A 14226-nucleotide genomic window follows, 5' to 3' on the forward strand; every position below is an offset into this window, starting at 1 on the left:
GTCTCCCCCGTGTCGTTCAATGTGCCGAAGCGCCGCTCTGGTTCCGCGCAAACACCGGCGCGGGCTCGCCTTCCATCCGTACGTTGATGCAGGCCGGCTGGCGGCTGTCGAGCGCGGCCTGCAGCGCCGGCGCCAGTGCATCGAGGCGCTCGACGAAGGCGCCGAAACCGCCCAGCCCGGCGACCGCGGCGTCGTAGCGCGCCTTGGCGCTGAGCCCGCAGCCGATCAGGCGGTCCTCGCCGTAGGTGCGTTGCTGGATCACGTGTTCGGCGTTCCAGCGCAGGTCGTTGCCGATCACGGCGATGACGCCGGCCTGCTCGCGCACGGCGGTGTCGAACTCGGACAGGTGGAAGCCGGCGGTGCCATCGCCCATCAGCAGGACGACCGTGGCATCGGGCCGGGCGATCTTCGCGGCAATGGCATAGCAGATGCCGCCGCCGATCGCACCGGACACGCCGTTGATGATTCGCGTCGGCGCAGTGCAGAACGCCTGCGCCCACTGGCCGAACTCGCCGCCATCGCACACAAGGATCGGTTCCGGAACACCGCTGAGAAACTGATTGACGGACTCGCACAACGCGCGCGGGTGGATACCCGGTTTCGTTCCGGCCTGTGCGGTGCCGCGTTCCAGCCGCGCGGCACCCACACGCTCCATCCATGCGGCGCGATCGTGTTCGGACGGGCGGGACGCTTGTTCAATCCGCTCGAGCGCCGTGGATACGTCCGCGACGCAGCGGGCGGCGAGGCGGTCGCCGAGCAGTCGTTCCGCCCGGCGCAGCATGTCCACATCCGGGTCGATTGCCACGACGCGCGCCGTCTTGCCGAAGACGCTCTCGCGGCCAAACCCCACCGTGAAGTCGAGACGCTTGCCGAGCAGCACGATCAGGTCGGATTCCGCGACGACTTCCGCGATCGCGCCCAGCGACGGATCGCGCAATCCGCGGGGGCTTTCCATGGGGATGATCGGGGCATTCAAGGCCTGGCTATGTCCCGGCAGTGCCCGGCGATTCCGCTCCCGGCACAGCGAGGGTCCTGCGAGGATCAGCGGCCGGCGCGCCTGGCTCAGCAGTTGCGCGATGGTCGAGATGGTGTTCGCGGCGGGCTCCACCGGCTTCGCGTCGGGTATCTGCGCAGGCAAGGCATCGAGCCCGGATTCCCGCGTCATCAGGTCGAACGGCAGCGCAAGGTGCACGGGGCCGCGGCGGTCTGCCATGGCCGTCGACATGGCAGTGTCCAGCGTGGAAACGAGCGACCTGGCATCGGTCACGCGTTTGGACCATTTGGTCAGCGGTGCCGTCATGGCGACCTGGTCCAGCTCCTGGAACGCGCCCATGCCGTCTTCGGCCACCGACGAATCGCCGGACAACACGAGCACAGCGCTTTCCGCCTGCGATGCGGAGAACAGCGGCGCAATACCGTTGGCAATGCCCGGCGCAGCGGTCAGCAGCGCCACGCCGAGTTGGCCCGTCACCTGCGACCACGCATCGGCCATGAAGACCGCCGCGGCTTCATGGCGGACGTGGACGATGCGGATCCCGGCATCGATGCACGCATCGTAGAGCGGCATGATCTGGTTGCCGGACAGGCTGAAGATGGTGGTGACACCCCGGCGCGCGAGCGCACGAATGACGAGTTCCGAACCGAGCATTTGTCTCCGTACCCGGCCGTTCTTTTCCGGCCGTGGTCTTTTGTGGTTGGGTTGAATAAAGTTTAAGTAATCGATATTTCTGAATCAATTAGATATAACTTGATATTTTTTGAATTTAAGGACGCAATGTGACGTTTATGCATCTCATTGCGACCGACTGTCAGATCTGGGCCGGCGGGCGGAACGTGAAGCCCTGCGAGAACGACTCCCTCAGGTACTCGACAAAGACCTGCGAGACGCGCGATGCATGCGCGGAATACGGCCGGATGGCATAGAGCCACTCCCCGAACGCGCCGGTCGCGCGCCATTGCGGCAGCAGCTCGACCAGTCTTCCGCTTTCCAGCGCCGACTGCGCACTGAAGTCAGGCAGCAGCGCGATGCCGAGGCCTTCGATGGCGGCGTCACGCAATGCCTCGCTGTTATTGACCGCGAGCGGGCCGGCCACCGGGACCGTAACCGGATCGGCATGCGTTGCGCCTGCATCCGGCGCCTCCGGTACGAAGGTCCATGTAGCGGTGCCCTGGCGCCGCGGATAGTGCAGGCAGGCGTGATCGGCCAGCGCCTCGGGCGATTCGGGCGCGCTTCGGGTCCTGAGGTAGGACCGGCTTGCCACCAGCACCGTACGCGTGGCCGCAAGCGTCCAGGCGACATGGGTTTCGGGCGGCGCGGACGTGTGCCGCACGGCAATGTCGAAGCCCTCCTGCGCGAGCGGGCGCAAGCGGTCCGACATATCCAGCTCGACCTGGATCTGCGGATAGCGGCGCAGGAATTCTGGCAGCCGCGGCACCAGTTGCTGCCGGGAGAACGCCACCGGCGCGGTGACACGCAAGAATCCGCGCGGCGCACCCGCGAGATCGCGGACATTGGCATAGCCCGAGGCGATCTGCTCAAAGGCGCCGCGCATCGAATCGACCAGTTGGCGGCCGGCATCCGTCAGCGTAGCGCTGCGCGTGGTGCGCTGGACGAGCGTGATGCCAGCCGCCTTTTCCAAATCGGCAATGTGCTGGCTCATCGACGCCTTGCTCACGCCCAGCCGTGCGGCGGCCTTGCTAAAGCTGCCCTGCTGATGCAGCACGACGAGCCAGTGCAGGTGCTCCCAAAGGTCCTCTACGTTGGTTTTCGTCATCTCCGGACTCCTTTTGCGTCACTTTCAGCGTCTATAGTTCGAATCCATAGCATGCCAGTATCTAAAAATCCTGAACAGTGAGTTCGGCGCCAGATGGCTACCCGCGCCTCGCCGGTCTCCCTACACTCGCCTCATTCCCAGACACGACGGGCGAAGCAGGCCCGCCAGACCAGCACAGGAGATCCCCATGACGGCGCCCTACAACGATTCCGCTGACGTGATCCACTTCGTTTCCGGCGAGCTTTATGCCGGCTCGGGCACGCGTTCACAGGCCGTGTTCAACCCGGCGACCGGCGCCGTGGCGCGGCAGCTTCGGCTCGGCACGGTCGAGGATGTCGATGCCGCAGTGGCCAGCGCACTGGCGGCATTCCCGAAGTGGGCCGACACGCCGCCGATCCGCCGCGCGCGCGTCATGCTGAAGTTCCTGGAGCTGATGAACCAGCACAAGGACGAGCTGGCCGCCATCATCACGGCCGAGCACGGCAAGGTACTGAGCGATGCGGCGGGCGAAGTCAGCCGCGGCATCGACATCATCGAATTCGCCTGCGGTATTCCGCAGCTGCTCAAGGGCGATTTCACGGACCAGGTCTCCACCGGCATGGACAACTGGACGCTGCGCCAGCCGCTTGGCGTGGTGGCCGGCATCACGCCGTTCAACTTCCCGTGCATGGTGCCGTGCTGGATGTTCCCGGTCGCGATTGCCGCCGGCAACTGCTTCGTGCTGAAGCCGAGCGAGCGCGACCCGTCGGCATCGCTGTTCATGGCCAGGCTGCTCAAGCAGGCCGGTTTGCCCGACGGCGTCTTCAACGTCGTGCAAGGTGACAAGACCGTGGTGGACGCATTGCTCCATCATGCCGACGTCAAGGCAGTGAGCTTTGTGGGCTCCACGCCGATCGCCAACTACATCTACGAGACCGGTGCGCGGCTGGGCAAGCGCGTGCAGGCGCTGGGCGGCGCAAAGAACCACATGGTGGTGATGCCGGACGCCGACATCGACCAGGCCGTGGACGGGCTGATTGGTGCGGCCTACGGCTCCGCGGGCGAGCGCTGCATGGCGATCTCCGTCGCGGTGCTGGTCGGCGACGTGGCCGACAAGATCATGCCGAAGCTGGAGGCCCGTGCGCGCGAACTGGTAATCCGCAATGGCATGGACCCTGCGGCCGAAATGGGCCCGGTCGTCACCGGGCAGGCGCTCGAACGCATCGAGAACTACATCGCACTCGGCGTGGATGAAGGCGCGAAGCTGGTGGTCGACGGCCGCAACTACAAGGTGCCGGGGCATGAGCAAGGCTTCTTCACCGGTGGCACGCTGTTCGACAACGTCACCCCAGACATGCGCATCTACAAGGAAGAGATCTTTGGCCCTGTGCTGTCATGCGTGCGCGTGGATGACTTCGCGCAGGCCGTAAAGCTGGTGAACGACCACGAGTTCGGCAACGGCGTGGCTTGCTACACGCGCGACGGCCAGGTGGCCCGCGAGTTCTCGCGCCGCATCGAAGTTGGCATGGTCGGCATCAACGTGCCGATCCCCGTGCCGATGGCCTGGCACGGCTTCGGCGGCTGGAAGCGCTCGCTGTTCGGCGACATGCATGCCTATGGAGAGGAAGGGGTGCGGTTTTACACGCGGCAGAAGAGTGTTATGCAGCGTTGGCCGGGGGATGTTACGCGGGGGGCGGAGTTTGCTATGCCTACGGCGAAGTAAGGGAGGTCTCGGGCGGGTTTTGTGGTTGGGATTGGGGTGGCGTTCTTGGCGGGCGCCGCTGTTTTGCCGGCGTAGCCGGCGGGTTTTGGTTGAGACCGGGGTGTCGCTCTTGGCAGGCGCCGCGGTTTCGCCGGCGTAGCCGGCGAGTCACTTTTTGTCCGAGCGACAAAAAGTAACCAAAAAGCGCGTCGTTGCCGCTGGCCATCAATTCCACGGCGGCAGCGGTTCAAACGGCTTTGGACGCCTGCGATGGTGGTCGGCCGTTCGACCCTGCTACGCCATGTGAGTCAGAACCTGTGCCTCACGCGGCACGGCTTTTGGACGATCCCCAAGACGGACTCGGGTACAGCGTTCCAACACGGTCAGTGGTGGGACGCCTTCGGCTGCGCTGCGCGCACGTCGTCGTCTGGACGCAAGCTCATCAGCGTCGCCGGCGCCCGAGTCCCAATTTCCTATCTCTGCGCGCATGCAAGCGCGGCATCTTCACCCGGGTCTGCTTTGCCTTGGGCCTGCGTGCTCAGACTAGGGCTCTGCGCGCAGCGCAGCCGAAGGCGATCACCCGATGCCGCTCGCAGCAGGGTCCACAGACTCTTGCAGGGCTCGTTCAATCAGCGCTGTAATTCTGACACGGTCGTGCCCCACGCGGCAGGCAGCGGAAATCCCCTCTGAAGCCCATACCCGTACAACACCCCTGGCACACTACGATAAAAATTCGCCCCTTTGGGGCAACCAAAACGCGTTTTTGGTTACTTTTGTCGCTCGGACAAAAGTGACTCGCCGGCTACGCCGGCGAAACAGCAGCGCCCGCCAAGAACGACACCCCCGCAGGCTCGTCAGCTAGCCCCGATCCTCCATCCGGCCCCATTCACTGTATATTCATACAGTCCAGAAATCCCCCGCCCGTTAGCGCCTTGTCCGCCACCCCACCCGCCTCACCCCGCTACACCGTCGCCGTCCGCACCTTATGCGAATTCACCGCCAAGGCCGGCGACCTCGACCTGCGCTTCACGCCTTCCCCCACCGGGCAGGAAGGCGTAGCGGGCCATGGCGTGGTCACGAGCCGCCGCGGGCCGGGCTACGAGTCCGAGGTAGCGCTGTCGGGTGAATTCGAAGGCCTGCGCGTGCGCGGCCGTGCCGATGGCTACGATCCCGTAGCCAACCGCGTCGAGGAAATCAAGACCGTACGCGGCGACAAGGCCGAGATCCCGCAGAACCATCAGGCGCTGCACTGGGCGCAGGCAAAGATCTACGGGTGGCTGCTGTGCGAGGCCCGCAACCTGCAGAAGATCGACGTGACGCTCGTGTATTTCGACATCCTGAGCCAGCGTGAACGCGTACTGAAGGAACGCTACGACGCCGCGACGCTGCGTGCCTTCTTTGAAGACAGCTGCCGCCGCTTCATGCATTGGGCCGAGCGCGAAATCGCACATCGCAGCGATCGCGATGCAGGCTTGCAGGCGCTGGCCTTTCCGCACGGCACGTTCCGTGACGGGCAGCGCCTGCTGGCGGAGTCGGTCTACAAAGCCAATGCCTCGGCACGTACGCTGCTGGCGCAGGCACCTACCGGCATCGGCAAGTCGATCGGCACGGTGTTTCCAGCGCTGAAGGCCATGCCCGCGCAGCGCATCGACAAGATCTTCTTCCTGTCCGCACGGTCGACGGGCCGCGCCGTCGCGCTGCAGGCCACTGCGCAACTGCGCAGCAGTCCCGACGATGCGCCGCTGCGCGTGCTGGAGCTGACCGCGCGCGACAAGGCCTGCGAGCATCCGGATCTGGCCTGTCACGGGGAATCCTGCCCGCTGGCGCAAGGCTTCTATGACCGGCTGCCAGCGGCGCGCGAAGCCGCAAGCCGTGCACCGCTGCTGGATCGCCACGCAGTGCGCGAGATCGCCCGTACGCATGCGGTGTGCCCGTATTACCTCACGCAGGAGATGATCCGCTGGAGCGATCTGGTGGTGGCCGACTACAACTACTATTTCGACCGCAGCGCGATGCTGTATGCGCTGACCGCGCTGAACGAATGGCGCGTGAGCGTGCTGGTCGATGAGGCGCACAACCTGGTCGAACGCGGCCGCACCATGTACACGGCTACGCTGGACCACGCGGCATTCCGCGGCGTGCGCCTGTCCGCGCCAGGCGCGCTGAAGTCGAAGATGAACAAGGTCTATCGGCAGTGGAACACGCTTGCCAAATCGAGCGAAGCTGAGTACGAAACGCACGATGAAGAACCCGCGGCATTCGTTGAAGCGTTGACCCAGCTCTGCACCGCCATCATCGACGACATGAGCGAGCATCCGCAGCGGCACGACGCCACGCTGGAACGCTTCTACTTCGATGCGATGCACTTCCTGCGCCTGGCGGAGCAGATGACGGAGTACGGCGGCAAGCATTCGCTGTTCGATATCACACGCACGGCGCGCGGCCGTTCCGGCGTGGATGCCGCGCTGTGCGTGCGCAATCTGTTGCCTGCGCCATATCTTGCGCCGCGCTTTGCCGGGGCGCATTCGACCACGCTGTTTTCCGCCACGCTGCAGCCAGCCGACTACTACCGCAACTTGCTCGGCATGCCGGCCAGTGCGGTGTGGGTGGAAGTGCCCTCGCCGTTCCAGCCCGAACAGCTCGACGTGCATGTCGCGCGCCATATCTCCACGCGCTATTCCCACCGGCAACGCTCGCTGCCGGCGATCGTGGAACTGATGGCCGACCAGTACGCGCAGCGTCCCGGCAACTACCTGGCCTTCTTCAGCAGTCATGACTATCTGCAGCAGGCCGCCGCGCTGCTGGCCGAATGCCATCCCGATATCCCGACCTGGTCGCAGGCGCGCGGCATGACCGAGGCTGGCCAGGCAGCGTTTCTCGATGCGTTCGCGGCGGGCGGACGGGGTATCGGTTTCGCCGTGCTGGGCGGCGTGTTTTCCGAAGGTGTGGATCTTCCCGGTGACCGCCTGATCGGCGCGTTCGTGGCCACGCTCGGGCTGCCCCAGGTGAACCCCGTCAACGAACAACTGCGCGAACGGATGGATGCCGCCTTCGGCCGCGGCTATGACTACGCCTACCTGTATCCGGGCCTGCGCAAGGTCGTGCAGGCGGCCGGCCGCGTGATCCGCACCCGCGAGGATCGTGGCGTGGTGTGGCTGATCGACGATCGTTTTGCGCGGCCGGAGGTGCGTGAGATGCTGCCTGCATGGTGGGAGATATCGGCGATGGATAATCGGCAGCGCAACGTTCACGAACGAAAGCCCGCCCCCTGAATTGCCAACGATCGCCATGCCCCTACTGCCACCGCCCGCCTTGCTTCAGCAGACGCTGCGCGCCGTTGCTCGCCGGTATCGCTTGCCTGCACTGTCCGAGGTGCGAGAAGCAGGCCCCTCTACCACGCTGGCGACCGTGATCGAACAGGCACGCCTGGCGTTGGTCCGCGGCGAAACGCCGGACGCGGCGCTCGAACGCCTGTTCGTCGAAGCGCTCGCCCGGCTGATCCACGACGCCATGCGCGCGGATGCCGGCGATCCCGTCTTTCAGGCCATGCTGCTTCGGCATCGGGTGACGCATGTTCGCGAATATGCATCGCTGTCCGCGCGTGCCGAGCAGGATCGGCGTCCGGTCCTCGCAAGCGTCAATGCGTTGGCCCATCCGCGCAAGCCGCAAAGTGAGGGGATGGTGAAGCTGCATGCGTTGGCATCATCGTCATCGTGGTCAGCATTACACGACGCAGTGCAACAGCTGCTGGATCTGCCGGCGATAGCAGACGACACACCGACCCGGCATCGTTTGTCGCGGCTCGCTGACAGTCCCGAGCTGGAACGCTTGCGGCGCCTCGAGACGCTGGGGTCCGATGCGCTCGTGCGCCAGTACCGGACGCTGTGGGACCGACAGGGTCCACGCTCCGGCACTGCGGCGGCTGCGGCCCAGGGTGTTGATGCGCAGCGGCGTGGCACTGCCGTCGAAGCACTCACGGCACAGGCACTTCAGGCCCTGGCGCGCCGACTCAATGAGGCAGATGGCACCGGGACTCCATACCGTGTTGTCACGTCGATGCGCGTACCCGCATCCATTCCCGCAAAGCACGAGCGCGCCAAGACCGAATGGGATGCGGTACTGCTGAGGCAGGCGGAAACGATCGACGATGCACCGGCCTGGGACATTTGCCTGCTCGCGGAGGCCAAGGCCTCCGCCGATGCGGCCACCACCGACTTCCCGCGGTTGCTGCGCGGCATGCGCCTGCTCGCGCAAGCGGACGCTGCCGTGACCTATGACTTTGAAACGCATGAAGGCGTGGTCAGGCTGCGCGGCGCCTCGTTAAGCGCACTGCCCACTGACGAGACCGCGCTCGCCGAGACGGTGCTCTACTGCAGCAATGCCCCTGCCGAGACCGCACCGCGTTTGCTCAGTGCGGCCAGCCGGATGCAACTGTTGTCCGCGCAGGACAGCCTTGACTTCGCGGCGCACGTCGCCGAAACACGGCACGCGGATGCGCGGGACCTCGAACCGGTGTGGCAGCAATTGCTGGAATCGCCGCGCTGGGCCGCGGTGTTGAACCAATACGCGGTGATGCGCGAGGTCCGCGACCTGATGGTCCATCCGGACGACCTGCTCGCAGCGAGCGACAGCCAGGCTTAGCGTTCGCGGCAAGGCTGGGTGAAACCTGCATCCGCCTCACGGCACGGCTAGTGTGGCGTAGGCCTTGGACGCGGCGTCGGATAAGGAGGATGCGCGCCACCGCCGGGCACCTCGATATACGGCGCGACGATGATCGGATACTGCGCCGCCCCATTGGACTGCGACGCTTCGGGTGCCATGTACGGCTGGGCTCCCGCGGCGCCACGACGCGAAGGCGGGGCGGTCTGAAGCCCGGTGCCGCCGCTCTTTCCGTCGCTGATGCCGCCCTGCGTATCGAGGACCAGCGGCTGGCTGGTCGACTGTGGAGCCGCAAATGCCAGCGACGCCGCGGTCAGCAGCATGGCAGTTGCCGTGGATTTCAGTAGGAGGGACACAGCTGAAGGCATGAATGCTCCGTTTGACCTGGAAGAAGGTGCCTGCCGGCTTGATTTGGCGGGCGAGCAAGGCGGCTCGTTGCCAGCGTTCCTATGGTAGCCCAGAGACTTTCTGACAACACGGAATCTCCAAGCGCCGCATACCGCCCTCGAAAAGTACGATGAAAATCTCTTTTTGGCCTTTATTTTCTTAACATATGAGATTAAATCTCGTATGTTGATAAGTTCGTTGAGACGGAGTAATCTTCGTTCACGGGCGCGGCCACCGAATCCCGCAAGACCGCCCCCGCTGCCCATCCCCGAAACAACAGAGGGCCGGCAGCAACGCGCCACCCAAGGAGGCTCAATTGGTGACAAGGAAACTCAAGGCCGCGATCATCGGATCCGGCAATATCGGCACGGACCTGATGATCAAGATCCTGCGCCATGGCAAGCACCTCGAAATGGGCGCCATGGTCGGTATCGACCCGGAATCGGATGGCCTGGCGCGTGCTGCCCGCATGGGTGTGGCGACCACGCATGAGGGCGTGGAAGGGCTGATCAACCTGCCGAATTTCGCTGACATCGACGTCGTCTTCGACGCCACCAGCGCCGGCGCCCACGTGAAGAACGACGCCCGCCTGCGTGAAGTCAAGCCGGGCATCCGCATGATCGACCTGACCCCGGCGGCCATCGGCCCGTACTGCGTGCCGGTGGTCAACCTGGACGACCGCCTCGACGCGCTGAACGTCAACATGGTCACCTGCGGCGGCCAGGCGACGATCCCCATGGTCGCGGCCGTGTCGCGCGTCGCAAAGGTCCACTACGCCGAAATCGTTGCGTCGATCTCCAGCAAGTCGGCCGGCCCGGGCACGCGTGCCAACATCGACGAGTTCACCGAGACAACCTCGAAGGCGATTGAAGTGATCGGCGGCGCTGCGAAGGGCAAGGCCATCATCGTGCTGAACCCGGCCGAGCCGCCGCTGATCATGCGCGACACGGTCTACGTGCTGAGCGCCGCCGCCAACCGCGCAGAGGTGGAAGCCTCCATCGAGGAAATGGCCGCCGCCGTGCAGCAGTACGTGCCCGGCTACCGCCTCAAGCAGAAGGTGCAGTTCGACGAAATTCCGGCCAGCGCCCCGCTCAACATCCCGGGCCTCGGCAAGTTCAGCGGCCTGAAAACGTCGGTGTTCCTGGAGGTCGAGGGCGCCGCCCACTACCTGCCCGCCTACGCCGGCAATCTGGACATCATGACCTCCGCCGCCCTGGCCACCGCCGAGCGCATGGCGCAGGCCGCACTGACCGCTTGAGGAGACACCCCGCCATGCCTTTCAACCCCGGCAAGAAGCTCTACATTTCCGACGTGACGCTGCGTGACGGCAGCCACGCCATCCGCCACCAGTACTCGATCCAGAACGTCAAGGACATCGCCCGCGCGCTCGACAAGGCCCGCGTCGATTCCATCGAGGTCGCCCACGGAGACGGCCTGCAGGGTTCCAGCTTCAACTACGGCTTCGGCGCCCACACCGACCTGGAGTGGATCGAGGCCGTGGCCGGCGAGATCTCGCACGCGCAGATCGCCACGCTGCTGCTGCCCGGCATCGGCACCATCCATGACCTGGACAACGCCTACAAGGCCGGCGCGCGCATCGTGCGCGTGGCCACGCACTGCACCGAGGCCGACGTCTCGCGCCAGCATATCGAGCGTGCGCGCGAACTGGGCATGGATACGGTCGGCTTCCTGATGATGAGCCACATGACCACGCCGGAGAACCTGGCGGTCGAGGCGAAGAAAATGGAAAGCTACGGCGCGACCACGATCTACGTGGTCGATTCCGGCGGCGCGCTCGGCATGGATGACGTCCGGGCTCGCTTCCGCGCGCTGAAGGCCGTGCTCGATCCGTCGACCACGACGGGTATGCACGCCCACCACAACCTGTCGCTCGGCGTGGCCAATTCGATCGTCGCCGTCGAGGAAGGCTGCGACCGCATCGACGCCAGCCTGGCCGGCATGGGCGCCGGTGCGGGCAACGCGCCGCTGGAAGTCTTCATCGCCGCCGCCGACCGCATGGGCTGGGACCACGGCACCGACCTGTACGCGCTGATGGACGCCGCCGATGACCTCGTCCGTCCGCTGCAGGACCGCCCGGTGCGCGTCGACCGCGAGACCCTGGCCCTGGGCTACGCCGGCGTGTATTCGAGCTTCCTGCGCCACTCCGAAGTCGCCGCCAACAAGTACGGCATCAAGACCGTCGACATCCTGGTCGAGCTTGGCAAGCGCCGCATGGTCGGCGGCCAGGAAGACATGATCGTCGACGTGGCGCTGGACCTGCTCAACAAGGCATAAAGCGACAGGGCCTGCGTTCGGACTACGCGCGCGCAAAGTGCCGCCGGACCCCTCCGGCGGCGTTACACTTGCCGGCATGACCGACACCACCAACCCCACCCGCACCCTCGCCAGCCAGACGCTTTTCCGCGGCCTGGACGTGGTCGATGCCGTCGCGGCCGGTTCGCAGACCGTGCAGGACATTGCGGACCGCACCGGCCTGCCGTTCAGCACGACGCACCGGCTGGCGTCGGCCCTGGTGCAGGCCCGCTACCTCCATTTCGAGCCGCGACGCGGCTACCGGCTGGGCCCGCGCCTGCTGGAACTCGGCTTCGCCGCCTACCGGGACTCCGACATCACGCGCAGCGCGCGCGCCGGCATGGAAGAACTGGCCGAGCAAACCCGGGACACCATTCACCTCGCCCAACTCGACGGCGACGAGATCATCTACCTCGACAAGATCGGCGGGCAGCGCCCGATCAGCGTCAACTCCCGCATAGGCGGCCGCAAGCCGGTCTGCTCGACCGGCGTGGGCAAGGCACTGATCCTCGACGAGAGCGAGGACAAGTGGACAGCTCGCTACGAATACGATGCGAAGCGGGGCAATGTGCACCTCCCCCTCGATCGCTGGCTCTCAGGCATGCGCGCGTACGCGCAGGGCGGTTATGCCTTTGATCTGGAAGAAGACGCGCCGAGCATCTGCTGCGTGGCGGTGCCGATCAGGGATGCCAGCGGCCACACGGTTGCAGCCATCAGCGTCACGGGAACGACCGATTACACCGACGAAGCGCAACTGCGCGCGCTCATTCCGGTGGTGCGGCGGGTGGCGCAATCCATCAGCGAAAAGATCGGCGGCAGGCTGGGGTAAGTACCTGCCTGGAATCAATCAGGCGGACGCCACGGCCCAGTACGTACGGGCGTTGGTGAATTCGCGGATGCCTGCGGCCGCAAGCTCGCGGCCGTAGCCCGACTTCTTCGTACCACCGAACGGCACGCGTGCGTCGGAAGCGGTGATCGCATTGATGAATGCGGCGCCGCTGGTAATGCCCCTGGCCACCGCCAGCGCGCGCTCAGTCGATCCGGCCCAGACGCTCACCGACAGGCCGAACGGCGTCGCGTTGGCCAGGCGCACCGCATCAGCGTCGTCCCTGGCCACGGCGATGGCGGCCAGCGGGCCGAACGTCTCTTCATCGAAGGCAGCCATCCCCGGCTGCATATTGCCGAGCACCGTCGGCGCGTAGAAGTTGCCTGGCCCCTCCACGGCCTTGCCTCCGGCCAGCAGCACGGCGCCGGCTTCGACCGATCGGCGCACCTGCTGGTCCAATGCGTCGCGCAGGTCCGGGCGAGCCAGCGGCCCCATCTGCGTGGCAGAGTCGTTCGGATTGCCGACGACAAGGGCTTGCGTCGCCTGTACGAACCGTTCGGTGAATGCCTTGGCAATCCCTTCCGAGACGATAAAGCGCTTGGCACAGACACAGCTCTGCCCGGCGTTGTGGAAGCGCGCCTTCACGGCCGCGGCCACGGCCTGGTCGAGGCCCGCATCGTCCAGCACGATGAAGGCATCGGAACCGCCCAGTTCCAGCACGGACTTCTTCGATGCCCGGCCCGCCGCCGCGCCGACGGCGGCACCGGCGCGATTGGATCCCGTGAGCGTCACGGCCGCGATGCGGTCGTCGTGGATCAGGCCATCGATCACCTGCGGTACGTCCGGTTCGGCGACGACCAGCGTGGTCACGAGATGCTTCGGCAGCCCGGCGTCGAGGAACAGCTTTTCCAGCGCCAGCGCACATCCCGTGACGTTGGGCGAATGCTTCAGCAGCACGCCGTTGCCCGCGGTAATCGCCGGAATCGCGAAACGCATGACCTGCCACACCGGGAAGTTCCACGGCATCACGGCGAGCACCAGGCCGATCGGTTCATAGCTGACCCATGCGTCCACGCCTTCGATGTCAGCCTTCTCGTCAGCGAGGATGCGCGCGGCGTTGTCGGCATAGTAGAGCGCGGTGACCGCGGACTTTTCCATTTCGCCGGCGGCCTCGGGCAGCACCTTGCCCATCTCGGCAGTAATCAGCTCCGCAAATGGCCTGGCCTGGCGGCGCAGTTCCTCAGCCAGGCGGCGCACGGCTGCAACACGGTCCGCCAGTGGTTGCTGGCCCCATGCCTTCGCTGCGGCATGGCCGGCGCTGACGGCCGTCTCGATCTGCCCGGCGGTCCAGCCTTCGTAGGTCTGCAGCGCGGCACCCGTGCTGGGGTTATAGGTAGTAATGGTTTGGGTCATGGCTATCCTTCGGAAGACCAGTCAAAGGGTTGAGTAACGAGCTAGTCCGCTGCGACGTTCGCGGTCTTCACGACGGCCGACCATCGGGCCGATTCGTTGCGCATGAAGCGGGCAAGATCCTCGGGAGATCCGCCTGCGGGTTCCGCGCCCAGCTGTGCCAGCCGCTGCTTCGT

10 protein-coding genes are annotated in these 14226 nt (G+C 65.6%); 6 read left to right on the forward strand and 4 right to left on the reverse strand.

Annotated features, from left to right (window positions below; all coding sequences use genetic code 11):
• Nucleotides 1-16: 16 nt before the first annotated feature.
• Together KHO41_RS31610 and KHO41_RS31615 are read right to left on the reverse strand one after the other, a co-directional pair.
• Entirely contained in the window at nucleotides 17-1648 is a 1632-nt protein-coding gene (locus tag KHO41_RS31610; RefSeq protein ID WP_211957186.1) for a thiamine pyrophosphate-binding protein, read from the reverse strand.
• 160 nt (nucleotides 1649-1808) lie between these two features.
• Nucleotides 1809-2774, reverse strand: coding sequence for a LysR family transcriptional regulator (locus KHO41_RS31615; RefSeq protein WP_211957187.1), 966 nt, complete (start codon nucleotides 2772-2774; stop codon nucleotides 1809-1811).
• Between the two features lie 187 nt (nucleotides 2775-2961).
• On the opposite strand from KHO41_RS31615, the gene KHO41_RS31620 reads away from it, so the two are divergent.
• The 3 genes from KHO41_RS31620 to KHO41_RS31630 all read left to right on the forward strand — a co-directional run bounded on the left by KHO41_RS31620 (nucleotide 2962) and on the right by KHO41_RS31630 (nucleotide 9096).
• Entirely contained in the window at nucleotides 2962-4476 is a 1515-nt protein-coding gene (locus KHO41_RS31620; RefSeq protein WP_211957188.1) for a CoA-acylating methylmalonate-semialdehyde dehydrogenase, read from the forward strand.
• Nucleotides 4477-5387: 911 nt separating this feature from the next.
• Nucleotides 5388-7727 carry an ATP-dependent DNA helicase gene (locus KHO41_RS31625; protein WP_211957189.1) on the forward strand — a complete coding sequence of 780 codons (2340 nt, stop codon included), beginning with the start codon at nucleotides 5388-5390 and terminating at the stop codon, nucleotides 7725-7727.
• 16 nt (nucleotides 7728-7743) lie between these two features.
• Nucleotides 7744-9096, forward strand: coding sequence for a 3-deoxy-D-arabino-heptulosonate 7-phosphate synthase (locus tag KHO41_RS31630; protein WP_211957190.1), 1353 nt, complete (start codon nucleotides 7744-7746; stop codon nucleotides 9094-9096).
• Nucleotides 9097-9143: 47 nt separating this feature from the next.
• Here the strand turns inward: KHO41_RS31630 and KHO41_RS31635 are convergent, their stop codons facing one another.
• Nucleotides 9144-9482, reverse strand: a complete 339-nt coding sequence (locus KHO41_RS31635; RefSeq protein ID WP_211957191.1) for a hypothetical protein — start codon at nucleotides 9480-9482, stop codon at nucleotides 9144-9146.
• Nucleotides 9483-9817: 335 nt separating this feature from the next.
• Here KHO41_RS31635 and KHO41_RS31640 point away from each other — a divergent pair, with 335 nt between their 5' ends.
• The 3 genes from KHO41_RS31640 (at nucleotide 9818) to KHO41_RS31650 (ending at nucleotide 12643) form a co-directional block, all read left to right on the forward strand.
• Nucleotides 9818-10759, forward strand: coding sequence for an acetaldehyde dehydrogenase (acetylating) (locus KHO41_RS31640; RefSeq protein WP_211957192.1), 942 nt, complete (start codon nucleotides 9818-9820; stop codon nucleotides 10757-10759).
• Nucleotides 10760-10773: 14 nt separating this feature from the next.
• Nucleotides 10774-11796 carry a 4-hydroxy-2-oxovalerate aldolase gene (gene dmpG / locus KHO41_RS31645; protein ID WP_211957193.1) on the forward strand — a complete coding sequence of 341 codons (1023 nt, stop codon included), beginning with the start codon at nucleotides 10774-10776 and terminating at the stop codon, nucleotides 11794-11796.
• A 76-nt stretch (nucleotides 11797-11872) separates the two neighbouring features.
• Nucleotides 11873-12643 carry an IclR family transcriptional regulator gene (locus tag KHO41_RS31650; protein ID WP_211957194.1) on the forward strand — a complete coding sequence of 257 codons (771 nt, stop codon included), beginning with the start codon at nucleotides 11873-11875 and terminating at the stop codon, nucleotides 12641-12643.
• 18 nt (nucleotides 12644-12661) lie between these two features.
• Here the strand turns inward: KHO41_RS31650 and KHO41_RS31655 are convergent, their stop codons facing one another.
• Nucleotides 12662-14053 carry an NAD-dependent succinate-semialdehyde dehydrogenase gene (locus KHO41_RS31655; RefSeq protein ID WP_211957195.1) on the reverse strand — a complete coding sequence of 464 codons (1392 nt, stop codon included), beginning with the start codon at nucleotides 14051-14053 and terminating at the stop codon, nucleotides 12662-12664.
• Between the last annotated feature and the right edge of the window lie 173 nt (nucleotides 14054-14226).

The sequence above is a fragment of the Cupriavidus numazuensis genome (assembly GCF_905397435.1).
Lineage (GTDB): Bacteria > Pseudomonadota > Gammaproteobacteria > Burkholderiales > Burkholderiaceae > Cupriavidus > Cupriavidus numazuensis.

Bases quoted from the DNA above. Each gene is read 5' to 3' on its own strand.
- KHO41_RS31610 (WP_211957186.1), bottom strand. From the start codon at position 1,648: ATGCTCGGTTCGGAACTCGTCATTCGTGCGCTCGCGCGCCGGGGTGTC.
- KHO41_RS31615 (WP_211957187.1), bottom strand. From the start codon at position 2,774: ATGACGAAAACCAACGTAGAGGACCTTTGGGAGCACCTGCACTGGCTC.
- KHO41_RS31620 (WP_211957188.1), top strand. From the start codon at position 2,962: ATGACGGCGCCCTACAACGATTCCGCTGACGTGATCCACTTCGTTTCC.
- KHO41_RS31630 (WP_211957190.1), top strand. From the start codon at position 7,744: ATGCCCCTACTGCCACCGCCCGCCTTGCTTCAGCAGACGCTGCGCGCC.
- KHO41_RS31635 (WP_211957191.1), bottom strand. From the start codon at position 9,482: ATGCCTTCAGCTGTGTCCCTCCTACTGAAATCCACGGCAACTGCCATG.
- dmpG (WP_211957193.1), top strand. From the start codon at position 10,774: ATGCCTTTCAACCCCGGCAAGAAGCTCTACATTTCCGACGTGACGCTG.
- KHO41_RS31650 (WP_211957194.1), top strand. From the start codon at position 11,873: ATGACCGACACCACCAACCCCACCCGCACCCTCGCCAGCCAGACGCTT.
- KHO41_RS31655 (WP_211957195.1), bottom strand. From the start codon at position 14,053: ATGACCCAAACCATTACTACCTATAACCCCAGCACGGGTGCCGCGCTG.